General features: G+C 69.8%; 23 protein-coding genes. 12 read left to right on the forward strand and 11 right to left on the reverse strand.

Annotated elements, in window-relative coordinates:
- Positions 1–18: 18 nt before the first annotated feature.
- Genes ACSG06_RS07185 through ACSG06_RS07195 form a run of 3 tightly spaced genes read right to left on the reverse strand, consistent with a single transcriptional unit; the run spans position 19 to position 2,449 of the window.
- Positions 19–747 (reverse strand): 3-oxoacyl-ACP reductase family protein, encoded by a 729-nt coding sequence (locus ACSG06_RS07185; protein ID WP_440989581.1) that lies wholly within the window; start codon positions 745–747, stop codon positions 19–21.
- Between the two features lie 54 nt (positions 748–801).
- Positions 802–1,437, reverse strand: coding sequence for a hypothetical protein (locus tag ACSG06_RS07190; RefSeq protein ID WP_440989582.1), 636 nt, complete (start codon positions 1,435–1,437; stop codon positions 802–804).
- A 22-nt stretch (positions 1,438–1,459) separates the two neighbouring features.
- Positions 1,460–2,449 (reverse strand): MBL fold metallo-hydrolase, encoded by a 990-nt coding sequence (locus ACSG06_RS07195; protein ID WP_440989583.1) that lies wholly within the window; start codon positions 2,447–2,449, stop codon positions 1,460–1,462.
- 108 nt (positions 2,450–2,557) lie between these two features.
- Between ACSG06_RS07195 and ACSG06_RS07200 the strand changes: the two genes are divergently transcribed.
- The 5 genes from ACSG06_RS07200 to ACSG06_RS07220 all read left to right on the forward strand — a co-directional run bounded on the left by ACSG06_RS07200 (position 2,558) and on the right by ACSG06_RS07220 (position 9,971).
- Positions 2,558–3,688 (forward strand): DUF7544 domain-containing protein, encoded by a 1,131-nt coding sequence (locus ACSG06_RS07200; protein WP_440989584.1) that lies wholly within the window; start codon positions 2,558–2,560, stop codon positions 3,686–3,688.
- A gap of 57 nt (positions 3,689–3,745) precedes the next feature.
- Positions 3,746–4,933 carry an alpha-hydroxy-acid oxidizing protein gene (locus tag ACSG06_RS07205; protein WP_440989585.1) on the forward strand — a complete coding sequence of 396 codons (1,188 nt, stop codon included), beginning with the start codon at positions 3,746–3,748 and terminating at the stop codon, positions 4,931–4,933.
- 47 nt (positions 4,934–4,980) lie between these two features.
- Positions 4,981–6,099, forward strand: a complete 1,119-nt coding sequence (locus ACSG06_RS07210) for a PAS domain-containing protein (RefSeq protein ID WP_440989586.1) — start codon at positions 4,981–4,983, stop codon at positions 6,097–6,099.
- 61 nt (positions 6,100–6,160) lie between these two features.
- A complete protein-coding gene (locus ACSG06_RS07215) occupies positions 6,161–7,090 on the forward strand; it encodes a rhodanese-like domain-containing protein (RefSeq protein WP_440989587.1) in 930 nt (309 codons plus the stop codon).
- A 124-nt stretch (positions 7,091–7,214) separates the two neighbouring features.
- Positions 7,215–9,971: a DUF4350 domain-containing protein gene (locus ACSG06_RS07220; RefSeq protein ID WP_440989588.1), complete on the forward strand. Its 2,757-nt coding sequence runs from the start codon at positions 7,215–7,217 to the stop codon at positions 9,969–9,971.
- 9 nt (positions 9,972–9,980) lie between these two features.
- On the opposite strand, the gene ACSG06_RS07225 is transcribed toward ACSG06_RS07220, so the two are convergent.
- Positions 9,981–10,739 carry an NAD-dependent protein deacylase gene (locus ACSG06_RS07225; RefSeq protein WP_440989589.1) on the reverse strand — a complete coding sequence of 253 codons (759 nt, stop codon included), beginning with the start codon at positions 10,737–10,739 and terminating at the stop codon, positions 9,981–9,983.
- A gap of 157 nt (positions 10,740–10,896) precedes the next feature.
- Here ACSG06_RS07225 and ACSG06_RS07230 point away from each other — a divergent pair, with 157 nt between their 5' ends.
- Both ACSG06_RS07230 and ACSG06_RS07235 read left to right on the forward strand, forming a co-directional pair.
- Positions 10,897–11,511, forward strand: coding sequence for a translation initiation factor IF-2 subunit beta (locus ACSG06_RS07230; RefSeq protein WP_440989590.1), 615 nt, complete (start codon positions 10,897–10,899; stop codon positions 11,509–11,511).
- 90 nt (positions 11,512–11,601) lie between these two features.
- Entirely contained in the window at positions 11,602–12,300 is a 699-nt protein-coding gene (locus ACSG06_RS07235) for an SDR family NAD(P)-dependent oxidoreductase (protein WP_440989591.1), read from the forward strand.
- A gap of 24 nt (positions 12,301–12,324) precedes the next feature.
- Here ACSG06_RS07235 and ACSG06_RS07240 read toward each other — a convergent pair whose 3' ends face one another.
- Positions 12,325–13,521 carry a thiolase family protein gene (locus ACSG06_RS07240; protein WP_440989592.1) on the reverse strand — a complete coding sequence of 399 codons (1,197 nt, stop codon included), beginning with the start codon at positions 13,519–13,521 and terminating at the stop codon, positions 12,325–12,327.
- A gap of 369 nt (positions 13,522–13,890) precedes the next feature.
- Between ACSG06_RS07240 and ACSG06_RS07245 the strand changes: the two genes are divergently transcribed.
- On the forward strand, positions 13,891–14,715 hold the full coding sequence (locus ACSG06_RS07245; RefSeq protein ID WP_440989593.1) for a hypothetical protein: 825 nt from the start codon (positions 13,891–13,893) through the stop codon (positions 14,713–14,715).
- A 140-nt stretch (positions 14,716–14,855) separates the two neighbouring features.
- On the opposite strand, the gene ACSG06_RS07250 is transcribed toward ACSG06_RS07245, so the two are convergent.
- The 6 genes from ACSG06_RS07250 to ACSG06_RS07275 all read right to left on the reverse strand — a co-directional run bounded on the left by ACSG06_RS07250 (position 14,856) and on the right by ACSG06_RS07275 (position 20,755).
- A complete protein-coding gene (locus ACSG06_RS07250; RefSeq protein WP_440989594.1) occupies positions 14,856–16,664 on the reverse strand; it encodes a coiled-coil domain-containing protein in 1,809 nt (602 codons plus the stop codon).
- A 92-nt stretch (positions 16,665–16,756) separates the two neighbouring features.
- Positions 16,757–17,155, reverse strand: a complete 399-nt coding sequence (locus tag ACSG06_RS07255; protein ID WP_440989595.1) for a universal stress protein — start codon at positions 17,153–17,155, stop codon at positions 16,757–16,759.
- Positions 17,156–17,211: 56 nt separating this feature from the next.
- Positions 17,212–17,832, reverse strand: a complete 621-nt coding sequence (locus ACSG06_RS07260; protein ID WP_440989596.1) for a VOC family protein — start codon at positions 17,830–17,832, stop codon at positions 17,212–17,214.
- Positions 17,833–17,918: 86 nt separating this feature from the next.
- Positions 17,919–19,346, reverse strand: coding sequence for a hypothetical protein (locus ACSG06_RS07265; protein ID WP_440989597.1), 1,428 nt, complete (start codon positions 19,344–19,346; stop codon positions 17,919–17,921).
- The gene (locus tag ACSG06_RS07270) at positions 19,339–20,094 is read right to left on the reverse strand and encodes an ABC transporter ATP-binding protein (RefSeq protein ID WP_440989598.1); all 756 of its coding nucleotides are present in this window, start codon (positions 20,092–20,094) and stop codon (positions 19,339–19,341) included. The genes ACSG06_RS07265 and ACSG06_RS07270 overlap by 8 nt, the downstream gene beginning before the upstream one ends.
- Before the next feature lie 118 nt (positions 20,095–20,212).
- Positions 20,213–20,755 (reverse strand): DUF7344 domain-containing protein, encoded by a 543-nt coding sequence (locus ACSG06_RS07275; RefSeq protein WP_440989599.1) that lies wholly within the window; start codon positions 20,753–20,755, stop codon positions 20,213–20,215.
- A 279-nt stretch (positions 20,756–21,034) separates the two neighbouring features.
- Here ACSG06_RS07275 and ACSG06_RS07280 point away from each other — a divergent pair, with 279 nt between their 5' ends.
- The 4 genes from ACSG06_RS07280 (at position 21,035) to mutS (ending at position 25,841) form a co-directional block, all read left to right on the forward strand.
- Positions 21,035–21,433, forward strand: coding sequence for a universal stress protein (locus tag ACSG06_RS07280; protein ID WP_440989600.1), 399 nt, complete (start codon positions 21,035–21,037; stop codon positions 21,431–21,433).
- A 4-nt stretch (positions 21,434–21,437) separates the two neighbouring features.
- Positions 21,438–22,457: a sodium:calcium antiporter gene (locus tag ACSG06_RS07285; protein WP_440989601.1), complete on the forward strand. Its 1,020-nt coding sequence runs from the start codon at positions 21,438–21,440 to the stop codon at positions 22,455–22,457.
- Positions 22,458–22,506: 49 nt separating this feature from the next.
- Entirely contained in the window at positions 22,507–23,076 is a 570-nt protein-coding gene (locus ACSG06_RS07290; RefSeq protein ID WP_440989602.1) for an SRPBCC family protein, read from the forward strand.
- Positions 23,077–23,147: 71 nt separating this feature from the next.
- Positions 23,148–25,841: a DNA mismatch repair protein MutS gene (gene mutS, locus ACSG06_RS07295; RefSeq protein WP_440989603.1), complete on the forward strand. Its 2,694-nt coding sequence runs from the start codon at positions 23,148–23,150 to the stop codon at positions 25,839–25,841.
- The last annotated feature ends 5 nt before the right edge of the window (positions 25,842–25,846 follow it).

Consider the following 25,846-nt stretch of genomic DNA (forward strand, 5'->3'; position numbering starts at 1 on the left):
CCGAGACACAAACTGATATCAGCCCATCCGTTCGCCACCGTTGACGTTCAGCGTCTCCCCGGTCACGAAGGTCGCGTCGCGCAGGTACGCCGCGGCCTCGGCGATGTCCTCGGGTTCGCCGAAGTGCCCGACGGGGATGCCGGCCATCTCCTCGGCCTTCTCCTCGGGGGTTCGGTCGGCGGTCATGTCCGTCTCGATGTGCCCCGGTGCGATGGCGTTCACGCGGATGTCGGGCGCGAAGTCGCCGGCGTGGCTCCGCGTCAGGGAGATGAGCGCACCCTTCGAGGCGGCGTAGTGGCACTCGATGGGGGCGCCGGTGTGGGCGAGGATGGAGGAGACGTTCGTCACGGAGGGGTCGTCGTCGGACGCCTCCAGGTGCGACAGCGCGGCCTTCGTGACGTTGAACGCGCTGTTGACGTTCACGTCCATGATGCGGTCGAAGTCCTCGGGCGAGAGCGACTCGGTGTAGACGTGCTGGTCGATACCGGCGTTGTTGACGACGTGGTCGACGCCGCCGAACGCCTCGGCCGCGGTGTCGACGAGCCGGGCGGCGGCGTCCGGGTCGGAGACGTCCGCGCCGACGACGAGGGCGTCCTGCCCACGTTCGCGGACCGCCTCCGCCACCTCTGCGGCGGCGTCCTCGCTGCTGTGGTAGTTCACCGCGACGTCGTAGCCGTCGCTGGCGAAGCGGAGCGCGATCGCACGGCCGAGGCCTCGTGAGGAACCGGTGACGACTGCTGCTGGCATACCGGCTGCACGGTGGCGGGCCCCTTCGTGGTTCGGGTCGCGGAAGCCGGGAACTCAGCAGGCGCCGCCGCCACCGCCGGCCGCGCCCGCGCCGGCACAGGAGGCCGCGCTGGCGCTCGCACCGACCGCTGCCGCGGCGCCCGCGGTGACGATGGCCGCGTTGGCCGTGTGGCTGTAGTCCTTGCACTCGCCCCAGGCGACGGGGGCGATGTCGTCGTCGATGTCGTCCATCGTCTCGACGCTGTCGCGGAGTTCCGCGAGCCCGACGCCGGCGTCCGTCGCGAACCGGTCGACGAGCTCGTCGGTGAGCGCCACGCGGCGGCAGGTCTCGGCCTCGAACAGCTCGTCCCCGTCGAAGGTGAACTGCACGTCGTAGTGGCGGACGAACACGTCGTCGAAGGGCGCCTGGAGCGCGCTCGCGGCCTCGCCGACGAGCTCCCAGACGCGGTCCATGTCGGGGTCCTCGACGTCCTCGCCGAGGGAGAAGCGGGTGATGGGGACGACGACGGGCTCGCCGTCGGGGCCCTCGTTCACGACCGCGACGCCGGTGACGCCGCAGTCCTCGGCGTCGTAGCCGCCGGCGTCGACGGTCTCACGGAGGGCCTCGTCGGCGTCGCCCTGTCGCGATTCGAGGTCGACCTGTTCGTCCGGCGTGTCGTCTCCGAGGAGTCGTTCGAGCAGGGAGGGCATCACCAGATGTTTCGGGGAGCCGTCACTTCGGCGTTTCGGAATCCCAGGCTGCCGTGCCCGCGTCGTCGGCCGTCGTCGCGGTCACCTCGTCGGCCGTCGCGTACACCAGCGGGTCGTCCGCGACCCGGCGCACGAGCCCGGCACCCCGGAGATGTTCGAGGTGCGCGAACGCCTCGCCGGCACCGAACTTCACGTGGTAGCCGGCCATCTCGCCGAACAGCTCCGTGGCGAGGGTCCACGGTGTCGCCGGCTCGACTCCCGCGAGCGCGGCGAGCGCACGGCCCGACCGTTCGCGGTGGTGTGCCCGCAGTTCCGCGACGCGGGGGAGGAGCGGGAACGACGCGCCGTGGCCCGGGCGAGCGACGTCGACGCGGTCCTCGAGCCGCGAGAGCGTCCGTCGGTACGCCGTCAACGGGTCGTCCTGCCGGGTGTCACCGCCGCCGACGTTCGGCGTACAGGTCCGCAGGACGGCGTCACCGACGAACCCCACGTCCTCGACGACGAAGGCCGCGTGTCCGGCGGTGTGGCCCGGCGTGTGGAGGACCTCGACTCCGGCGACCGTCTCGCCGTCGGCGAGCTTGCGGACCGGGACCGAATCGGGCACCGGCGACGAACTGTCGAACTCGACGAGCGCCGCGACCTGTTCGTCGGGGACGCCCCAGCGTTCGAGCGTCGCGGCGTCGCGGTCGAGACGGCGTTCGCGCTCGGCAGCGTACTCGCCGACCAGCGGCGCGTCGCGCTCGTGCATCCCGAGGCTCGCGTCGGCCGCCGCCCCGAGTCGCGCGGCGTTCCCGGTGTGGTCGGCGTGCCAGTGCGTGACGAGCACGTGGTCGACGTCCTCGACTGCGAGCCCTGCCGCCGCGATGCCGTCGACGAGGCGGTCCCACGCCGATTCGGTCGGTGGGCCGGGGTCGATCACCACACCCCTGTCGGGGAGCAGGTACGCGCTGTTGCCGCCCTCGGCGTTGCCGTCCGACCCGCCGGACACCTGTATCCGTCGTACGTCTGCCATCGAGTGGTGGTGACCACGGTCGGTCGCCGGAAACGTGTTCCGGGTTCGGCACCCGGTTCCTGTCGGCTCTTCGGTACATCTATGGTGGTGCCGCCGGATTGCTCGGACATGTCCCTCCACGCAGTAGACGAACTGGACGACGCCATCGACGTGACGAAGGGGTTGCTGTTCCCCGTCGACGTACGGCTCTGGCTCAAGCTCGCGCTCGTCACGCTGTTCGTCGGCGGCGGCGCGGGCTTCCCCTCGTACGCGTTCAACTTCGCCGGATCGGGCGGCGGTGGCGGTGGCGGCGGTGGGGAACCCGGCCTCGGTCTGACCGACGGCGAACTGCTCCTCGTCGTGGGCGGGCTCGTCGCCGCCGTCGTCGTGTTCTTCCTCCTGTTCGGTGCGCTCGGCGCCATCATGGAGTTCGTCTTCGTCGAGGCACTCGTCGACGGCGAGGTCCGCATCAGGCGCGGCCTCGGCGAGTTCTGGCGGCGCGGCCTCCGCCTGCTCGGCTTCCGGCTCGCAGTGACCCTGCCGATACTGCTTGTCGTCATCGGTATCATCGCCGCGTTCCTCTTCCCCGTCTTCCTCGGGACCGGGCCCGAGGTGGGAATCCTCGTGCTGCTGGCGGCCATCCCGCTCGTCTTCGTCCTCGCGTTCGTCGTCGGCATCGTCAACGGGTTCACGAGCGTCTTCGTCGTGCCGGTGATGCTCGCCGACGACTGCGGGGTGCTCGACGGCTGGCGGACCCTCTGGCCCTCGCTCACGGACGAGACGGTGGAGTACATCGGCTTCGCGGTCATCAACTACGTCATCCGGCTCGTCACCGGCACCGCCGCCACGATGATCCTCGGCGTGACCGCGCTCGTGCTGTTGCTCCCCTTCGGCGGCGTCGGACTCCTCCTGCTGGCGGGACTGCCGGCCTCACCGGGACTGCTCGGTCTGGCGCTGCTCGCGGTCCTCGGTATCGTCTACCTCGTCGTGCTGTTCGCCATCTGGGCGGTGGTCCTCGTCCCCGTCGAGTCCTACCACCGCTACCACGCGCTGCTCGTCCTCGGCGACATCCTCCCGCGATACGACCTCGTCGCGGACCGCCGACCCGGGGACGGGGGCGGCTCCGGGGGTGCGCCCACCGACGGCGACGGGCCCGACGGCTTCGGCGACGCTGACGACGGCTTCAGCGAGGACTCCGACGACGGCTTCAGCGAGGACTCCGACGACGGCTTCGGCGACGGCTCGCCGGGACCGGCGTAGCGGGACGGGCCGGTCCGGGCCCCTAGACTGAAGCGACGACCGACCGATTCCTCCCGTATGACCGACGACGAGGACGTCTCGACACCGTACGGTCGACACCGCCAGACGACCGTCTACACGACCGGGATGCTCACCGGGAACGTCCCCGACATCCCCGTCGACCCGGACCGGCTCGCCGACCGCGCCCGAGAGGAACTGGACGGCCGGGCGTACGACTACGTGGCGGGCGGTGCCGGCGGTGAGTCCACGATGCGGGCCAACCGACGAGCGTTCGACGACTGGCGCATCGTCCCGCGGGTCATGCGCGACACGGGGACTCGCGACCTGTCGACGACCGTGCTCGGCCGGGAGTTCGCGGTCCCCGTCCTCCTCGCCCCCATCGGCGCACAGGGCATCGTCCACGAGGACGGCGACCTCGCCAGCGCCCGCGCGGCGGCCCGGTGGGACGTCCCGTACGTCTGCTCGACGCAGGCCTCCGAGCCGCTGGAGGAGGTCTCCGATGCGCTCGGTGACACCCCGAAGTGGTTCCAGCTCTACGCCAGCGAGGACCGCGAACTCACCCGCAGCCTGGTCGAGCGGGCCGAGGACGCGGGCTACGACGCCATCGTCGTCACGCTCGATACGCCCCATCTCGGCTGGCGGGAGCGCGACCTCGACCGCGGGTTCCTCCCGTTCCTCGACGGCGACGGCATCGCGAACTACACCAGCGACCCGGTGTTCCGCGACCGGCTCGCCCAGCCGCCCGAGGAGAACCCCCGCGCCGCCGCCCAGGAGTTCGTGCAGGTGTTCTCCGACGCGACGCTCACCTGGGACGACCTGGAGTGGATCGCGAGTCTGACGGACCTCCCGGTGGTCGCGAAGGGCATCCTCCACCCCGACGACGCCCGGGACGCGGTCGCCCACGGAGCCGCGGGCGTCGTCGTCTCGAACCACGGCGGCAGACAGGTCGACAACGCCGTCGCCGCGCTCGACCAGCTGCCCGGCATCGTCGACGCCGTCGGCGACGACGCCGCGGTGGTCTTCGACTCGGGCATCCGCCGCGGCGCCGACGCCGTGGTCGCACTCGCGCTCGGCGCGGACGTGGTCTCGCTCGGGCGGCCGTGGGTGTACGGCCTCGGGCTCGCCGGCGAGGACGGCGTCGCGAGCGTCTGCGAGAACTTCCTGGCCGACCTCGACCTGACGGTGGCGCTCGCGGGTTACGACGACGTGACGGAGCTCGACGAGTCGGCGCTCCAGCGGGGGTGACAACCGTTGCCAGTAGCTTGATTTCCCTGGACCGTGTGGTTGATACGATGGACGACAGGGGTAGTGGGAGCGTACGTGTCCTCCACGTCGACGACGACGCCAGGCTGCTCGAGCTGGCAGCGACGTTCCTCGAACGCGAGGGCGGGTTCGAGGTGACGACGACGACCGACGTCGACGAGGCCCTGGCTATCCTCGACGCCGACCCGGTCGACTGCGTCGTCAGCGACTACGACATGCCGGGGACCGACGGTCTCGCCTTCCTGTCGGCGGTCCGTGACCGCGACGGCGACATCCCGTTCATCCTCTTCACGGGGAAGGGGAGCGAGGAGATCGCCGGCGAGGCCATCGCTGCGGGCGTGACGGAGTACCTCCAGAAGGAGTCCGCGACGGAGCAGTACACCGTCCTCGCGAACCGAATCGAGAACGCCGTCTCGAAGCACCGGGCCGAGCGCGCGGCCAGGGATGCCGACGAGAGACGAAAGCGGATGCTCGAACGGGTGACCGACGCGTTCTTCTCGCTCGACCGGTCGCTGCGGGTGACGTACGCCAACCACCGCGCCGCCGAGTGGATGGCCCACGACGGCGACGCCGAGGGCGAACAGCTCGTCGACCTCGTGCCCGGGGCGGCGGCGGCGTTCGTCGAACGCTGCCGGCTGGCGCTCGACGAGCGGCGGGCGGTGACGTTCGAGGAGCGCGTCCCCGGTGGCGACGGCAACCGATGGGTCGAGGTCCGTGCCTATCCGGACGACCAGGGGCTCTCGGTGTACTTCCGCGACGTGACCGGACGGAAGGAGCGGCGGCGCGAACTCGAACGGAGCGAGCGGCGCTTCCGTGGCATCTTCCTCGAGCACTCGAACCCGATGCTCCTCATCGACCCCGAGTCGGGCGCCATCGAGAACGCGAACCACGCGTCTGCGGCGTTCTACGGCTACTCCCGCGCGGAGCTCCGGTCGATGAACATCGACGACATCAACACCCTGCCACCCGAGGAGGTCGCGAGACGGCGGGAGCAGGCCGACGAGCGCGACCGGGAGCAGTTCCGGTTCGAACACACGCTCGCCGACGGCACGGTACGGACCGTCGAGGTGTTCTCGTCACCGGTGCCCGTCGGCGACGACACACTGCTGTTCTCCATCGTCCACGACGTGACCGACCGAAACGCCTGAAAATCGTGATAGACGGTTCCTAACCGCAAGGCATTTTTTATTCCGGGCGAACCACTCGACGATGAAACGACGCGCCCTGCTCACCTCCGGTGCCGTCACGTTGAGCACCCTGGCCGGCTGTCTCGGCGGCGACGGTGCCGGCGATGTAACCACCAGCGGCACGGACCCGGCGACCGCCACGGACACCACCACCCAGACGGCGGGCGGAACGACCGACGCGGACACCCCACAGGAGATCGGCGGGGAGGAGACCACGACGAGCGGCTCGATGGGGACGCCCCGCGAGGTGACCGCGAACCCGGGCGACCCGAACCCGAACGACGGCTACGCGCCCGAGCCGGACGAGGTGCCGGCGGAGCGCGACATCGACACCTCGGGCTACGAGACCCTCGACGTCGAGGGCGAGCAGGTCAGGCTCGCCCCCATCGAGGACGTCCACTACTGGTGGGCACGCCAGGAGGCCCGCATCGTCGACGCCCGTGGGCTGTCACAGTACCGCGAGGCGCACATCCTCGGCTCGGTCGCGAGCCCCGTCCAGAGCGACATCGATTCCTCGTACGTGAGCGACTGGTCGTCGGACGAGCGCATCGTCTGCTACTGTGGCTGCCCCCACCACATCTCGTCCATGCGGGCGGCGGAGCTCCAGTCGGCGGGCTACGAGAACGTCCTCGTCATCGACGAGGGCTTCTTCGAATGGGTCGACCAGTCCTACCCCGTCGTCGGTGCGGACGCGTCGAACCGGACGCTGTACCGCATCAGGGGCCGGACGCGACCCCGGTTCGCCGGCGAGATGGTGGTGGCACGCCACGTCGGGAGCGACCGGGTGGAGGCGGCGCCGGTCCAGCGCGACGGCAGCTACGAGGTGCACGTCCGGTTCGCGGACGTCACGCCGGACTCCCGGCTCAGGCTCGAGACGCCGGACTACACCGTGACGGCCACGCTCGACGAACTGACGAGCAGGGTCGTCACTCCGCGACTGGTCGACGACTGACGTCGCCTCCCCTCGCCCGCCTCGCGGTTTCGATTCTGTGCCTCTCGTCCGCCAACGTCTGTGAAAGTATGACTACGAACGACAAATACCATGTTTTATTGCCATCGGAACTCGCCAGTGTGGTATGCGAAGACGTGACTTTCTGACGGCGCTGACGGTCGCCACATCGACGACGACACTCGGCCGCCGGGCGGCCGCCGAGGTCCGCGAGACGACGGCGACGACGGTCGATGCACTGGAGTTCGACTCGACGGCGAGCTTGCTCGATTCGAACGGCAACTACCTCACCGACGACTCCCTGATCGCGGTGACGGCGGAGACGACGGCGCTGAACGAGGACGCCGACGGCAACGGCGACGCGGTGTACTACGACTCCTCGACGGACATCCCCCTGGTCGCTGTCGACGGCGACGTGGTCGGCTTCGGTGCGACGCTGGTCTCCAACCAGGCGAACTTCAGAAGCGGCAACGAGGAGTTCGTGCTGAACGTCTTCGACGCCCACCTCGGCGGGAACGGCACCGTGCTGTACGACGAGGGCCACGACCAGTACCACAGCCTGAACGACTTCTCGAACATGGCGAACTACGCCGAACAGAACGGCTACACCGTCTCGGCGACGACCGACCTCGCGAACGACCTCCCGTCGGCGGACGCGCTCTGGCTCACCGCGCCGTCGACGGCGTTCACGTCGAGCGAGCAGTCGGCGCTCTCGTCGTTCGTCGCGAACGGCGGCGCGGTGTTCGTCTTCGACCGCGCGGACTACAGCAACTTCGACGAGACGGCGAACCTCAACGACGTGGCGAGCGCGCTCTCGCTCGCGTTCCGGTTCAACGACGACCAGGTGACCGACGACACGAACAACGGCGGCGCGTACTACAAGCCGACGACGACCCGGTTCGACACGAGCTTCGCCTACTTCGGCGACCGACCCGGGATGGAGATCGACCCCGACGCGACCCACGTCGTCGACGTGACGAGCGTGGCCGACGGCGACACGGTCGACGTGGCGTTCGACTCCGGCCGCGTCGAGAACGTCCGCATCCTCGGCATCGACACGCCCGAGAAGGAGCAGTACCAGCAGTACGAGCGCGTCCAGGAGTGGGAGGGCATCGAGTCGCTCACCTATCTCGCCGACGAGGGTGCGGCGGCGACCACCTTCGCGGAGGACGAGCTCTCGAACGAGACCGTCGAACTGTCGTTCGACGACGCCGAGGCCGGCATCTTCGACCAGTACGACCGCCTCCTCGGCTACATCCACTACGACGCGGACGGGGACGGCACCCGCGACGAGTTCTACAACTACCGCGCCGTCGAGCAGGGCTACGCCCGGCTCTACTCCTCGGCGTTCACGAACCACGCGAGCTTCTTCCAGGCGGAGCAGACCGCACAGGAGCAGGGCCTGAACGTCTGGAGCCAGAGCGACCCGGACAGCTCCAGCGAGATCCGCAACGGGAGCGTGAGCGAGCTGTTCTTCCCGACGGCGGCGAGCGTCAGGACGACGGCCGGGGCGATCGACCGGGCCAGGGTCCCGGTCCTCGCCGGCACGAACGCGAGCCAGACGGAGTCGCCCTCGGTCACGTACAGCGACATCCCGCTCGTCGGCGTCGACGCGGACGCGAACGTCGCCATCGTCGGCGCACCCTTCGTCGACGAGTCCTACGAGCAGGCCGAGGGCTACGCCGTCGACACGTCCGGCTACGGCAACTTCGCGTTCCTCTCGAACCTGCTCGACGAGCTCTCCGACGTTGGCGGGCCCGTGCTCATCGACGGCGGGCACGGCCAGTTCGCGAGCGACGCCGCGGTCGCTGGCGAGGACGCCGCCTACTACCAGCGCTACCTGGAGGGGGTGGACCTCGGCTTCGAGCAGATCAACGACCTGAGCCAGGCCCGGCTGGACGAGGCGCGGGCGCTCCTCGTCGCCACGCCCTCCGACGGCTTCACCACGAGCGAGGTGGACGCGCTGTCGGCGTTCCGCGACGACGGCGGTGCGGTCGTCCTCGTCGGCTCGGGCAACGCCGCGTCCAGCGCCCGCTCGAACCTCAACTCGCTCGCCAGCGACCTCGGCAGCGACCTCCGCCTCAACGACGACCAGGTCGTGGACGACACGGACAACGTGAACGGCGACCAGGCGGTCCCGACGACGACCAGGTTCGACACATCGTTCCCGTACTTCTCGTCGTTCACCCCCGACGACACGCACCTCTCCGTCGTGCAGGTTCACGCCGACGGTGACACCCTGAACGACGAGTTCGTCGTCTTCCAGAACGACGGCGACTCGGCGGTCGACCTCTCCGGGTTCGTCGTCGAGGACGCCGCGGGCTACGACTACCCGTTCCCCTCGGGCTTCACTCTCGACGCCGGCGCCCAGGTCACGCTGCACACCGGCTCCGGCACCGACACCGCGACCGACCTCTACTGGGGGTCGGGCTCGCCCGTCTGGAACAACACCGGCGACACGGTGAACCTGCTCGACGAATCCGGGGCGACGGTGCTCTCTCGGACCTACTCCGGCGACGGCTTCGACGAGACCGACGGCGGCGGCGGCACCGGCGGCAGCATCGCGGTCGACTCGGTCCACGCCGACGCCGCCGGCGACGAGTACGACAACCTGAACGACGAGTACGTCGTGTTCGCGAACCCCGGCGATTCCGCCATCGACCTCTCGGGCCACGCGGTCGAGGACGAGGCGGGCAACCACTACGACTTCCCCGCGGGGTACAGCCTCGACGCGGGGGCGACGGTGACGCTGCACACCGGCTCCGGGAGCGACACGAGCTCGGACCTCTACTGGGGGTCGGGCTCGCCGGTCTGGAACAACTCCGGCGACACCGTCTACGTCTTCGACGACGCGGGCGCGACGGTCGTGAACTACAGTTACTGAGCGTCCAGCTCAGCGGTCGGCCAGCTCGGCCACCCGGTCGGCCACCGCCGGCAGGAACGCCTCCACGGGCTCGCGGGCCACGTGGTCCGCCCGGCCGGCGTACTTCGTCCGGTCGAGGTTGACGACGACGAGCGTCGCCCCGTTCCGGATCGCGGTGTCGGGGAGCAGGCCCGCAGGGTCCACCGTGAGCGACGAGCCGGCGGCGAGGAACACGTCGGCGGCCTCCGCCCGGCGGCGTGCCTCCTGCATGGCCGCGGCGGGCAACTGCTCGCCGAACAGCACGGTGTCGGGCTTGTAGACGCCGCCGCAGTCGCAGGTCGGCGCGCCCTCGCCCGACTCGACGCGCTCGCGGGCGGCCTCGACGGGAATCGAGGCGCCACAGTCCGGACAGGTGGCGCTGGTGCCGGTGCCGTGGAGGTGGACGACGGCGTCGGAGCCGGCCGCGAGGTGCAGGCCGTCGACGTTCTGGGTGAGCAGCGCGTCGAGCTGGCCGTCCTGCTCCAGCCGAGCCAGCGCATCGTGGGCCGGGTTCGGGGCGACGTCGCCGTCGAATAAGTGCGCGTGCAGCGAGAGCCAGTCGTCCCAGAACCGCTCCGGGTCGGCGCGGTAGCGCCGGACGGTGAACGCGTCCTCGTCGAACTCGTCCCAGAGGCCGCCCTCGCTCCTGAAGTCCGGGATGCCGGAGGCCGTCGAGAGGCCCGCGCCGGTCAGCGCGACGACCTCGTCGGCGTCGGCGATGGCGGCCGCGACGGTGTCCGGGTCGGTCATGGAGGGGGGTAGTACCGCGAGTGACAAAACTACCGCGGCGGCGGTGACTGTCGTCGGTCGAACGCACCGCTGTCGCGGGATTTTGGACCCCTGGCGCCGGAATCACCACCGATACCAGTATCCGAAGGTTGAAACGCGCCCATCACCTCCAGCGTGTATGGAATACGATTCACTTCTCGAACGAGCACACGACGACCTCCCCGACCGACCACAGGACGCCGGGAGCCGTCTCACGGTTCCGGACCCCGAAGGCGAGACGGACGGTGCGTTCACACGACTGACCAACCTCCAGGCCATCGCGGACGCCCTCTCGCGAGACTCGAAGCACCTCCACCGGACCATCCAGCGCGAGCTCGGTACCAACGGCCAGTTCGACGGCGACCGCGCCCGCTACAACGGCTCCTTCTCCGTCTCCGACTTCGACGCGGCCATCCAGCAGTACATCGACGAGTACGTCACGTGCGGCGAGTGCGGCCTGCCCGACACCCGCCTCGTGACCGAGGACGGCGTCGACATGCTGCGCTGTGAGGCCTGCGGTGCCTTCCAGCCCGTCTCGAAGAGCAAGTCCCCGAGCAGCGCCAACGTCAACCCCGACGAGGTCGAGGAGGGGCGCACCTACGAGGTCAAGATCACCGGCACCGGCCGCAAGGGCGACGGTGTGGCCGAGAAGGGCAAGTACACAATCTTCGTCCCCGGCGCACAGGAGGGCGACGTGGTCCAGATCTACATCAAGAACATCTCCGGCACGCTCGCGTTCGCGCGGCTCGCCTGATTCTGCGGTTCTACGCCTTCGAGCACGCCAGCCCGGAGCGACGGCGCCGTCCGGCGGGAGCGTTTAGCCCCCTCCCGCCCTCTCTCACTCATGGACATCGACCGGTACGACTCCCTCGACGGACAGGTCGCCCTCGTCACCGGCGCGAACCGGGGCATCGGGGCGGAGGTCGCCGCCGAGCTGACAGCCCTCGGGGCGACCGTCTACGCCGGAGCCCGGCGCCCTGACGACGTGATGGCCGACGACCAGCGGCCGGTCGAACTCGACGTGACGAACGACGAGTCGATGCGGACGGCGGTCGAGCGCATCGACGAGGAGGCCGGGCGGCTCGACGTGCTCGTGAACAACGCCGGCATCGGCGGCCCCTCGGCAGCCCTCCACCGGCTCGAACCGCGCGACGTCGACGCCGTGTTCGACGTCAACCTCCGGGGCCCGACCATCCTCACTCGCTTCGCCCTGCCGCTCCTGCTGGACCGTCGGGGCGGCCGCGTGGTCAACCTCTCCTCCGGGATGGGCGCGCTGGGCGAAGGGATGTCCGGCGGGAGCGCCCCGTACAGGATCTCCAAGACGGGACTGAACGGACTGACGGCGTACCTCGACGGCGAGTACGGCGACGACGGACTGCTCGCCAACTCTGTCTGTCCCGGCTGGGTGCGGACCGACATGGGCGGGCCGGGGGCGACCCGGAGCCTCGCGGAGGGTGCGGACACGCCGGTCTGGCTGGCGACGTTCCGGCCCGGCGGTCCGTCCGGGCGGTTCTGGCGGGACCGGTCGGTCATCGACTGGTGAGAACGGCGTCGGGGCCTCCGGGCCCTACTCGCGCTCGATGAGCGTCGCGATTCCCTGCCCGAAGCCGATGCACATCGTCGAGAGCGCGGTCTCCGCGCCGGTGCGCTCCAGTTCGTGGACGAGCTTCGTGACGAGCGCCGCGCCGGTCGCCCCGAGCGGGTGGCCGTGTGCGATGGCGCCGCCGTTGACGTTCGTACGTTCCCAGGGCGCTCCGGTCTCCTCGAGCCACGCCGCGACGACGCTCGCGAACGCCTCGTTCACCTCGAAGATGTCGACGTCGTCGACGGTCATGTCCTCGGCCTCGAGCAGCTGCTGGGTCGCCGGGATGGGGCCGGTGAGCATCATCACGGGGTCGACGCCGACGACCTCCTGGGCGACGATGCGGGCCATCGGCTCCCAGCCCTGCGCCTCGGCGACCTCGCGCGAGCAGACGAGCGTGGCCGCCGCGCCGTCGACGATGCCCGAGCTGTTGCCGGCGTGGATGATCCCCTCGCCCTCCTCGCGGAACGCGAGCGGGATGCCCGAGAGCGTCTCCACGTCGGTGCCGGGCCGGGCGTGGCCGTCGCGCTCGACCGTCACCGGCTCGCCGTCGAGCGTCGTCTCGACGGGGACGACCTGCGAGTCGTAGCGGCCGGCCTCCCACGCCTCGCCCCAGCGGCGCTGCGAGTCGACGGCCAGTTCGTCGAGGGCCGACCGGTCGAAGCCCCACGTCTCGGCGATGCGCTCTGCGGACTCGCCCTGCGGGACGAGCTCCTCGTAGTGCTCGCGGTACGTCTCGGTCATCGAGCCGCCGTCGGAGCCCATCGGCTCGCGGGTCATGTGCTCGACGCCGCCGGCGACGACGACGTCCTGGAAGCCCGCGGCGACCTGCCCGGCGGCGAAGTTGATGGCCTGCTGGCCGGAGCCGCACATCCGATTGAGCTGGACGCCCGGCGGCCCGTGGCGCCCCTCGTATGACGCCCCGGGACCGGCGTCGGCGGGGATCTCCTCGCCCCAGCCCGCCACGAGCGGGGCGATGCGACCGATGTTCGACCCCTGGTCGCCCTTCGGCGTCACGCAGCCGTACACCACGTCGTCGACGATGGCCGGGTCGAACCCGTTGCGCTCCTCCAGGGCCCTGAGCGGGGCCGCCGCGAGGTCCTGCGGGTGGGTGTCCCGGAACGCTCCGTCCCGCTTCCCGAACGGTGTCCGCACCGCGTCCACGATGACTGGCTCGTTCATCGGTAGAAACTATACCACGATTTACTTGTTTCTTACGCCGTGCTGACGGCGCGGCGCTGAACTCGGAACAGATTGTGCGTTCATCGGATAATCCGCGCTGGAATCGGAACTCGGCCAATTATAAGCGGTATAATCGGACGATAGAAAATTTTAATACCCCATGATGTGAATATCGGAACACATGACGCGTACCCACGTCGTGCGGAACGAGTCTCGCACTGGTGGCGACCACCAGTACGCCGCACACGGCGACAAGCCGTCCACCACGGTGACGGGTACGCCGCTTTCTCGCTGAGTCCCCGTCACGTCGGTCCACGACGACCGACGGCGCGTGGTTCCACCGCCAGCTCGACGCTTCGGTGGTCACGTGTGGAGGTACCGCAGTTCGACTGCCAGCCACGACTCTCCGAACCCATGACCGAGTTCACCTTCGAGACGGACGCCCAGCACGCACCCTACAACTACGCTCACCTCGTCGACGACCGCAGCCACTGCTACCACCGGTTCGACGTGGACCCGGCGTACGACGACGGTGTCGTCGACCCAGAGACCGGTCGCCGCGACGCCCCGCCGGACTTCGGCGCTCGTCGGCGCGCAATCGTCGAGTTCTACGGCCACCGGTGCGGTCGCTGTGCCACCCGGGTCGACACCGGGAGCGCGGACCACGGCGAGGTCGCGTACCTGTTCAGCGTCGCGGACGACGCCGCCGACAGCTGGGCGCTGCGACAGCTCGTCGCCGTCTGCGAGCCCTGCTACGACCTGCTCAGTACGGACTGCGCGGACCAGATCGGCGGCTTCGGCGACGCCTACCGTCGCGCGCCGCAGTTCCCCGCCTGGACCGGCGACCCGCGCGTCGCCGTCGAGCGGCTCCCCCTCACCGGCCGCGAGGTCTGGTTCCGCGACAGACTGAGCGACCGGGTCGCCGTCGAGCCTCCGGCCGGCGAGAGCGTCAACGCGGCCGCCGCACGCGAGGCCTGCCTCGCCCGGTCGACACCCGCGGCGGTCGCGGTCGCACTCAACGAGGTGCTCCTTGCCGACGAACGCGGGCCGCTCTCGACGGCGAACCGCCGGCTCTCCGATCGGTGGGACGCGCTCTCCGAACGGGAACAGTCCGAGTACGAACGGTGCGCCGTCGACGCCGAGACCGTCGTGGGCGGTGGGTTCGAGCCGTGCGTCGACCTCCAGCGCGCCTGAAGACGGGTGTGCACCGACGCTCCCCCCGGAGACGTCGGAGCCGCCAGCCGGTCACCCGCTGACGTCCACCCCTCCACCCGCTGACGTCCACCCCTCCACCCGCGGACGCCACTGCCCCCTTCGACACGATTCCGACCGGCTCAGACCCCGACGCTCTCGGGGTCGGTCCGACGGCGTCCGAGGTACCACCAGACCGCGAGCAGCAGGACGCCGAGGGCCGCGACCGCGCCGGCCGCGGTCGGGCTGGTGGTCGCGCCGACCGTGACACTCGAGATGAGCGCGCCGCTCCCGAGTGCGAGCGCGAGGAACCGCCCCACGCCCTGGTCGAGCCGGCTCTCGACGACCGACTCCACGTCGGCCTCCGTGACGTAGTCCGCACGGAGCGTCTCCTCGACCGCGGTGAGGTCCGCGTCCGCCGCAGCGCGCCCGTCGATGGCCTCGACCTCCTCGGCCAGCGTCGAGACGGCCGTATCGAGGCGCTCCTCTGCGTCCTGCAGGTCGTCCGCGGCAGCGGCGTACTCCTCCAGTTCGCCGACGCGCTCGCGGAGCTTCGCGACCCGCCCCTCGAGATCGTTCAGCTCCGTGACCGTCGCGTGTGTCTCGACGACCTCGTCGATGCGGCCGTCGAGGTCGGTCCGAGCCGCGTCCACGTCCGCCTCGAGGTCGACGCGCGTGGTCTCGATCTCAGACGCGAGCGAGCGCTCCAGTGCTGCCACGTCGCGCTCCTCGGCCTTGCGGTCCTCGAGGTCCCGGGCGGCCTCGGCGACCCGCTCGAGGTCGTCCGCCCGGGCGGCGTCGTCCGCGAGCCTGTCGAGCCTGTCGGCCACGTCGGACAGGGTCGACTCGGACGCGGCGCGCTCGTCGAGGTCCGACAGAGACGCCGCCAGCGCCTGGACCCGCTCGGCCGCTGCCGCGGTATCTGAGAGCGCGTCGAGGCGCTCCTCCACGCTCGCGACGGTGCTCGCATCCGCCTTCAGTCCGTACAGGTCGGTGATGCTGTCCTCCAGCCCGTCCAGCTCCTCGGTGAGCTGTTCGCGCTTGCGCCTGGCACGCGACTGCAGGTGGTCGACGAACGAGGAGGTCGAATCGGCGAGCTCCAGGTTCAGCTCGTTGCGGAGCAGCTCGCGGTCGGCCTCGTCGACGCGGTCGTCGCGGAAGGCAGCGACGAGTGCGGCCACCACGTCGTCGTCGGCCTCGAGGTGCGTGTCGGACGTGTCCGGCTCCGCCTCGCCGTCGGACTCCGGCGACGTGTCGCTCGGTTCGGGGCTCGGGGCAGGGTCCGGCTCGTCGGTCGCCGGTGGCACCCCCGCCGGGTCCTCGAGGTCGAGCGTCGGCACGTCGTCGTCGGTGTCCTCGGTGCCGCCGGTCGGCTCCGCCGCCGCGGCGCTCCCGTCGGCCGTGCCCTGGCCGTCGAACGACCGCTCGATGGAGGAGAGGTCCATCCCGCGCTCCCAGTCCGCTGGCTCGTCGTCGGGTGCCGGCGTGGACCCGTCGCCATCCGACGCGGTATCGCTGTCCCCGTCGGTCCGCGAGCTGGTTCGAGCCGTCCCGCTGCCGTCGCCACCGAGGACCGCGAGCTCCGGCTCAGTCGCGAACGCGGCCGGGTCGGGGACCGACCCGGTGCGGAGTCCCACCACCGTCTCGACCTGGTCGTTCGGCCCGAGCGGACAGCGGAACTCGACGCCGTCGCTCGTCTTCTGCCAGCGGTCGGCCTCGTAGTCGGCGTGGAAGCCCACGTCGTCCGAGTCGATACCGGGCGGCATCGTATCCCTGAGCGAGACCGCGACGGCGGTGTCCGTCGTGGACTCGATCTCGTACCTGATGACCGGGATGGCCGCAGCGTCGTCGGAGAGGCGCTTTGCCACACGCACCCCGTCCGTCCTGACGACGGTCGGTGACCCGCCGTCGGCCGCCCCGGCACGGGACGCACGTGAACGTTGCCCAGACATATATTTCACACAGAACCGAACTCATTTTAGTCTATCGGATAGAGATGTCAATGGTCGTGAGGCTCCGACGAGAAACGGGTCCGCGAGTCGCGTTACTTGTCCTGCGGCGGTGCGACGAGCACCGGACGGTCCGCGTCGAGGATGACGCCCTGGGTCGTCGAGCCGAACAGTGCCTTCCCGGCAGGCGACCGACGTCGGCCGCTCACGCAGATGCAGTCCACGTCCCTGTCGCTCGCCTCGTCGAGTATCTCCGGTGCGGGGTCCCCACTGGACTCCGAGAGCGAGTAGTCGATCCCGGCCTCGTCGAGCACGTCACGGACCGCGTGGACCGTCGCGAGCTGGGTCACGGACGCACCCTCGGGGTTGTCCCTGAAGACGTGGAAGACGGTGACGTGGACCGAGTCCGGCGCGTCCGGAAGGTCGACGACTGCCTCTGCCTGAGATCGTGCGCGCTCTTCGGCCGTATCGAGTGCCAACAGTACCTCGTACATACCCCCCGCTACTCCCGTGGGTGGCTTATCTTTGGGGGGTTATTTGCACGGATTGGTCACGAGACACCGCCGACCCCGCTCTCGGCGTCGGGTAGGTCGTGCTTCTCGACCTCGATGCCGAGCTCCTCGAGCGCGGCCTCCATGTGCTCGTCCTGTGCGTACTCCGCGCCGTCTTCCTCGCGGATGCGCTGTGTCGTCGCGAGCACCTCGCCGCGCCGCTCGTCCGGGATCTCGTACTTGTCCGCGGCGAGCTCGATGACGAGGCCGTTGTTGTCGGTGGTGTACAGCGAGTGGAAGATGCCCCGGTCGAAGATGTTGTAGCCGCGTCCGTCTGCCTCGATGGCGTCCACCATCTCCTGGAACCGGTCGGGCTCGACGCTGAACGCGAGGTGGTGGACGCCGCCGACGCCGGTGCGCTGCGGGCCGGCGTTCGACGGCCGGTCGTCGCTCACGAAGAAGGTGAGGATGCGGCCGTCACCCGTGTCGAAGAACAGGTGCGTCTGGGACGGGTCGTCGAGGTTCGGCTGGCGGAGGACGAGCGGCATCCCGAGCAGGTCGCGGTAGAACGCGACCGTGTCCTCCTCGTTGCTGCCGATGATGGTCATGTGGTCGGTCCCGGTGGTGCGGAACGGGCTCTCCGGCGGGTCGGCGGTGACCGGAATCTGGCTGTCGTCCATGGGAGGGTAGTACTCCACGACGCCAGATATACCTGCTTCCAAACGACGCAGGTGACGCCGACGTAACCGGTCTGTGGCGTCGTCGATCAGCGCCGGTAGTGTCGCTCCCACTTCGGAACCGACCGCCGGTAGAGCGCGATGCCGATGCCGCCGACGAAGACACCGCCGACGCCGAGAGCGGCCAGCAGTTCGGTGGTGACGGGCGCGAGCACGAGCCCGACGATGAGGATGGGGACGAGCACGACGGCGAGCGCGAGGCCGAAGCCGGCGAACAGCACCGTGTCGAACAGGAACTCGTTCGGCTCGAAGCCCGCCAGCGCGACGGTCACCCCGAACAGGTAGAGCGCGAGGCCGACGAGGAGCACGAGCCCGACGACCGCCTCCGGGAGCCGTGCGCCCTGCCAGAGGACCGCGAGCAGGAAGTAGCCGACGCAGGTCGGGATGCCGAGCACGAGGAACGCGCGGAACTTCGCCCGGACCACGTCCGCGACCGACACGGGGTAGATCTGGTAGCCGGCCACGTCGTCGTACATCGTGATCCAGTTGTAGGTGGTGAAGGCCGAGAGCGCGAGGATGGCCCCGAAGGAGATGCCGGTCGAGGGTTCGAGCCCGGTGATGGTCTCGGCGAGGTCGATGAGCAGCCAGCTCACCGCGAAGAGGATACCGCCGGAGAACAGCACCTTCGTGACGCCACCGCTCGAACGCTGTACGTCCAGCAGCGTCTTCACGGTGAGGCCGTCGGCGTCGAACGGCAGTCGGGCCTGCCAGCGCGGGAACGTTCGGCCGGCGGTCCGGGCGGCCTTCTCGTAGCTGGTGTCGTAGACGCCGATGCCGACCGCGGCGAGCAGCGGGATGGGCGCGAGCGCGACGACGGCCTGGAGCGCGGTCGCGCCGTCGAACAGCCCGTACGGCGTGAACCGCACGAGGTCGACGCCTGCGGCGTAGGCCAGTCCGGCACTTGCCGCGAGACCGAGCAGGAGCAGGCGGCCCGACGCGCCGCGCGTCGACAGTCCGATGGCCGCGAACGTGATGGTCACGCCCAGCAGGAAGGTCGCGGTCGTGGTCGCCCACGCCGTCGGAATCGCCAGCGCGGTGAGGTCGCCGGAGACGACGGCGGGCGTGAAGCCGACCGCGATGGGGAGCAGGAAGAGGACGGCGTAGTAGACGGCGTCCTTCAGCAGGAAGACGCCGAGGAGCCGCCGTTGGGAGACCGGCAGGGTTCGCGCGCTGAACACCAGCATCGTCACGTCCCCGAGCACGTCGCGCATGGCATCCTGGCCGACGAACCCTGTCGACCCGGTCCGCAGGCCGAAGAAGAGCGCGAGGCCGTGGACGCCCGCCACGACGGCCGCGATGTCGGTGCCGGTCGTCGTCAGCAGGTACACCGCACCGGAGGTCAGTAGCGCGACGAAGACGGGGAAGCCGGCGAACCGGCTCCCGCCGAACAGCTCGCTGTGGAGCCGCCACTCCTCGCGGAGCATCTCCACGAACAGCCGGCGGTTCAGGCTAGTCATCGCCCGCGGCCGCCGCCGGTTCGGTCCACTCCTCGTCGGTCCCGACGTTGGCGACGAACGTGTCGAGCAGCGACTCGTCGGCGTCGAGCTGGTCGGGACGACGGTCGGCGATGAGCCGGCCCTCGTAGATGATGCCGACGCGCGTGCAGATCTCCTCGGCGACCTCGATGTGGTGCGTCGAGATGAACAGCGTGTTGCCCCGCTCGCGGTAGTCCTGGAGGTACCGCTTCACGCGCTCCTGGACGATGGGGTCGAGGTTGGCCAGCGGCTCGTCGATGAACACGACCTCGGGCTCGTGGAGGAACGCCTGCGTGATCATCACCTTCTGCTGTTGCCCCCGCGAGAGGTCGGTGCTGAGGGTGTCGAGCTTCTCGGTGAACGAGAGCCGCTCTGCCCACTGCTCGACCCGCTCGTCGAGCACGTCAGACGGGACGTCACGGACCGTCGCGACGAAGTCGAAGTACTCACGTGGGGTCATGAAGCTCGGCGGCGACTCCTGCTCGGGGAGGATGCCGACGTGGCGGCGGACCTCGACCGGGTCGGCGACCGGGTCGTGCCCGAGCACGGACGCCGTGCCCGAGTCGGGCTGCAGCTGGCCGGTCAGGATGCCGATCGTCGTCGTCTTTCCCGCGCCGTTCGGTCCGAGCGCCCCGAACAGCTCGCCGGCCTCGATGTCGAGCGTGAGGTCGGCGAGTGCGGTGACGTCACCGTAGGTCTTCCGGAGGTTCTCGGTTCGGATCGCACTCATCAGTCGTCCGAGAGAACGTATCGAACGATAAAGACGGTTCTGCCCGTAGCGGTAATCACAGCATATCCGGCTCTCGCTCGGAGAGAACCGACGATGGAGTCCCCCCGGACTCCCGTGGTCAGTTCGTCCGGCCGCTCCGGACCCGCCCGCCGAGCCGCTTCAGTGGTCTCGTCCCGGTGTAAAGCTGGACCAGGAGCGAGACGATCATGGCGATGGAGAACACGAGTGCGACTCCGATCGGCCCGACGTCGGCGAGCAGTGGGACGCCGAGGTCGGCGGCGATGACGGTCGCCATCGCCGCGAGGCCGAGCAGCAGGTAGTGCTGGTACCACGGCAGTCCCGTGTTGCTCATCACCGTGGTGTAGGGTACGAGCTCGTCCGCGAGGTCGGTGAGCGACACCGACTTCGTGTTCGAGTCGTACTCCACGATCCCGAGCCCGTCGAGCTTCGGCAGGTGGGTCTGGTGCAGGGAGGCGTAGACGCTGTCCCTGATGTTCCGCGGCGGCGGTGACTCCCCGGTCTCCTCCGTCGCGATGGACTCCGAGAGTTCGCGGAGCGTCGAACGCCCCCCGTTCCGACGGAGATCCTTGAGTACGAGACGGCGCCGCTCGTTGCTGAGTACGGAATGTATCTCCCCCTCTTCGAGCGCTGTCGTGTTCACAGCGCGTTCGGTACGACTAATCGATGGCGTGCGTATTGACACCTCTCTTCTCCCCCGGTGCGACGAAGGGTACCAACCATAATAGCTCTACGCCCTGTATGGCCAACACATTTATATACTCACCCGGGGTCTCGGGATGGTCGACAACGGGCCGTTACCGAGCGTTCTCGCCGGATAACGATAGCTTACGGTTATTTACGTCGGCGACTCTCGGGGGTCCGCCATCGTCGCTCGGCCCGACACCCAACAGTTAACCCGGACCCCGACACTGCCTCGGATATGCACGTACTCGTCCCAATCGACGGCTCGGACCCGAGCGTCCGCGCCCTCTCGTTCGGGGTCGACCTCGCGGACCGGTTCGACGGGGAGCTCGACGTGGTCCACATCGGGGATCCAGATGCGACGGCGACCGAACAGCTGCTCGAACGAGCGCGAGCGCGATGCGAGGAGGTCGGCGTCGCGGCGACCATCGAGGCCGTCCCGGAGCTCGAGGACGAATCACGGCTCCACTACGCCTCGAAGATCGGTGGCCAGATACTCGAGATCGCCACAGAGCGCGACGTGGACCACATCGTGATGGGCACGCACGGCCGGACCGGGCTCGACGAGTACGTCCTCGGCAGCGCGGCCGAGACGATCCTCGACACACAGCAGTACCCCGTGACGGTGGTGCCCTAACCGGATGCTAGACGTCCTGTTGTTCCTCGGACTCGCCGCGGTGGGGACCGGCGTGACATGGGTCGGTAGCACCTGGTTAGAGCGGGCCAGCGAGCGCATCGGCGTCCACTACGGCCTGCCACCGGTCGTGCAGGGCGCCATCGTCGCCGCCATCGGGTCCAGCTTTCCCGAGCTGTCGAGCGTGCTGCTCTCGGTGCTCGTCCACGGCGAGTTCGAGCTCGGTGTCGCCGCCATCGTCGGCTCGGCGGTGTTCAACATCCTCATCATCCCCGCCGCCGCCGGGCTGAGCGGCGAGGTCGGCCTCACCGCGGACCGCGACCTGGTCTACAAGGAGGCGCAGTTCTACATGCTCTCGGTGGCGACGCTGTTCCTCGCGTTCGCGTTCGCGGTCATCTACTACCCGACCGAGACCACCACGGCACTCAGAGGGAACATGACCCCGCTGCTCGCGCTCATCCCGCTCGCGCTGTACGGGCTCTACATCTTCAACCAGTATCAGGACACCAACGAGTACGACGCCAGCCACCACAAGCGCTCCCCCAACATCGGTCGGCGTTGGCTCGAACTGCTCGCCGGGCTGGCGGTCATCCTCGTCGGTGTCGAGATGCTCGTCGTCAGCGCCATCGAGCTCGGCGACGCGCTCGGCACGCCGTCGTTCGTCTGGGGGCTGACCGTCATCGCGGCCGGGACGAGCCTCCCGGACACCGTCGTCAGCGTCCAGGCAGCCCGCAGCGGACGCGACTCGACCAGCCTCGCGAACGTCTTCGGGAGCAACATCTTCGACCTGCTCGTCGCGGTCCCGCTCGGGGTCGTCGTCGGCGGCGCCGTCGAGATCAACTTCTCGCGGGCGGCGCCGATGATGGCGTTCCTCGTGTTCGCGACGGTGGTGCTGTTCACCCTGATGCGGACCGACATGAACGTCTCGGGGAAGGAGGCCTGGTTCCTCCTCGGACTGTACGCGCTGTTCGTCGTCTGGCTGATACTGGAGGAGCTCGGCATCACCACCTTCGTCAAGGGCGGCTGACGAGCGCCAGCGGAGACAGCTATTTTTCGGTCCGGTCCCCAGTCCGGGCGTGGACGCCGTCGAGCTCTCGACCGTGGTGTACGTGCCCCGCGAGGAGGCGTTCGAGTTCCTGCTGGACTTCACCAACCACGAGCGCTACTCCGAGTACGTCGCCGACGTCACCAGACGCGGCGACGGCTCCGTCGGCACCCGGTTCGACGTCACGCTCCGGTGGTGGCAGCTCACCTACACGCTCACGCCGGCGGTGACGGTGCTCGACCGACCGGACCGCATCGACTGGCGCATCCCGGACGACGTGCACGCGAGGGGGTACTGGGCGCTCGAGTCGGTCGAGGCGCAGCCGGACGGCTCGACCGCGGCGGCCGACGGTGGCGGGAACCGGGTCGACGACGACCGACCCGCGACCCGCATCCGGCTCCGCATCGAGTTCGACCGACGACGCTCCCGCCTGGGTCGGCTCCGACTCCCGCCGCTGGTCTCGACGGACTGGGTGCTCCGACGGATCAAACCCCTCGCCGCGCGCGAGGCCCGAGAGGTGTTCGAGCGCGCCGTCGCCGACCTCGAGGGGGAGCGCCGGCGGGTGGACCTCGAGTTCCACGACCGCCCGTCGACAATCTGAGGTCGTAGTCGGACCCGATTCGCCGGGCGAGACCGGGTCGCTCTTGTGGGTCGGCCACCTGAGCCGCACCCATGGACGGAGCGCTCGGACCGCCGGCGAAGATGGCCGAGCAGGCCGACGAGCTGACGCCGATGATGCGGCAGTACTTCGAGCTGACCGGGCGCTACGACGACGCCCTCGTGCTGTTCCAGGTCGGCGACTTCTACGAGACGTTCTGCGAGGCCGCCGAGGTCACCAGCCGTATCTGCGAGGTGACGCTGACCAAGCGCGAGGACTCGACGGGCCGCTACCCGATGGCCGGCGTCCCCATCGACAACGCCGAGACGTACATCGAGTCGCTGCTGGAGGCCGGCTACCGGGTCGCGGTCGCCGACCAGGTGCAGGTGCCCGAGGACACGACGGGCGTCGTCGACCGGGCGGTGACCCGCGTCGTCACGCCCGGCACGCTCACCGAGGACGAGCTGCTCGCCTCGGCGGACAACAACTTCGTGGCCTGCCTCACCCGGAGCGCGGACCCCGACGACGACCCGGCGACCACCGGCGAGTACGGCTTCGCGGTGCTCGACGTCTCGACGGGCGACTTCTACGCGACCGCACCGTCTTCGCCCGCCGCGGTCGCGGACGAGATCGGGCGGTTCGACCCCGCCGAGGCCATCGTCGGCCCGGAGGTCGGCACCGACGCGTTCCCGACGGACTGCATGGTCTCGCCGTTCGACCGGACCGCGTTCGACCTCGACTCGGCGGCCGAGACGGTCCGGGAGTACTTCGGCGACCCCGACAGCCTGCTCGCGGGCGAGGCCGAGGTCCGGGCCTGCGGCGCACTGCTCGCCTACGCGGAGTACGCCCGCGGCGGTGCCGGTGAACCGGCGACCGACGACTCCGAGGACACGACGGACCCGGAGGACGGCCACCTCGACTACCTGAACCACCTCACCCGGTACGACCCCCGCGAGTACATGGTGCTCGACCCGACGGCGCTCGCCAGCCTCGAGCTGTTCGAGCGCCGCGCCGTGCGTGGGGTGGCGGGCGCGACGCTCGCGGACGTGCTCGACGAGACAGCCTGTGCGATGGGTCGCCGCCGGCTCACCGACTGGCTCCGGCGCCCCCTCGTCGACGAGGACCGAATCGCCGGCCGCCACGACGCCGTCGGCGAGCTGGCACGGGACCCCACGACGCGGGAGCAGCTGCACGAGCTCCTGCGGGACGTGTACGACGTCGAGCGGCTCATCGCCCGCGTCTCCCGCGGCCGTGCGAACGCCCGCGACCTGCGCTCGCTGAAGGACACCCTCGACGTGATTCCGGAGCTCAAGGTGGCTCTCGGCGACGCCACCTGCGACCGCCTCGTCGGCCTCCGCGACGGGCTCGACGAGCTGGAGGACGTCCGCGACCTGATCGGCCGGGCCATCCGCGAGGAACCACCCATCGAGGTGACCGAGGGTGGCGTGATCCGGGAGGGCTACGACGAGCGCCTGGACGACCTCCGCGAGACCGAGCGGTCGGGCAAGCAGTGGATCGACGACCTCCAGGCGGGGGAGCGCGAGCGCACCGGCATCGACTCGCTGAAGGTCGGCCACAACCAGGTCCACGGCTACTACATCGAGGTCACGAACCCGAACCTCGACTCGGTGCCCGAGGACTACCAGCGCCGGCAGACGCTGAAGAACTCCGAGCGGTTCTACACGCCCGAGCTGAAGGAGCGCGAGGACGAGATCTTCCGGGCGGAACAGCGCGCGGACGACCTGGAGTACGAGCTGTTCCGCGAGGTTCGTGAGACGGTCGCCGCCGAGACCGAACGCGTACAGCGGCTCGCCGACCGAGTCGCGGCGCTCGATACCTTCGTCGCCTTCGCCACGGCGGCCGCCCAGTACGACTACAGCCGCCCCACGTTCTCCGAGGCGGGGATCGACATCGAGGCCGGCCGCCACCCCGTCGTCGAGCGCACGCAGGAGTCGTTCGTGCCAAACGACGCGAGCTTCGACCGCGACGAGTTCCTCGCCGTCGTCACCGGGCCGAACATGAGCGGCAAGTCGACGTACATGCGGCAGGTCGCGCTCATCTGCGTGATGGCGCAGGCGGGCAGTTTCGTGCCCGCGGCCGCCGCCGACCTCCGCATCCTCGACCGGGTGTTCACCAGGGTCGGCGCGAGCGACGACATCGCTGGCGGCCAGTCCACCTTCATGGTCGAGATGACCGAGCTCGCGGACATCCTGCGCGAGGCCACCGAGGACTCGCTCGTGCTGCTCGACGAGGTCGGCCGGGGAACCTCAACGGCGGACGGACTCGCCATCGCCCGAGCGGTCACCGAGTACGTCCACGACGAGCTCCGGGCGACGACGATCTTCGCGACGCACCACCACGAGCTGACCGGGACAGCCCGCGAGCTGGACGGCGCGTTCAACCTCCACTTCGCCGCGACCGAGACCGACGACGAGGTCCGGTTCAACCACGAGGTCGGGCGGGGGCCCGCGACGGCGTCCTACGGCGTCGAGGTGGCCCGGGCGGCCGGGGTCCCGGCGTCGGTACTTGACCGCTCGCGCGAACTGCTCGCGCGGACGACCGCCGAGACGGCACCGAACGGCGGTGACGACGAGCTAACCACGGAGCAGGCGGCCGCCGCAGACGATTCCGACGGCATCGATTCCGACGAAGCGGTCGCAGCCGACGCCGCGCCTGTCGCCGCCCGCCTCCGCGAGATCAACGTCGCAGATACCACGCCGATGGAGGCGCTACGGCTCCTCGACGAACTCCAGCGGAAGATCGAGTAGTTCGG

The sequence above is a fragment of the Haloarchaeobius baliensis genome, from assembly GCF_052060055.1.
In the GTDB taxonomy this organism is placed as follows: domain Archaea; phylum Halobacteriota; class Halobacteria; order Halobacteriales; family Natrialbaceae; genus Haloarchaeobius; species Haloarchaeobius baliensis.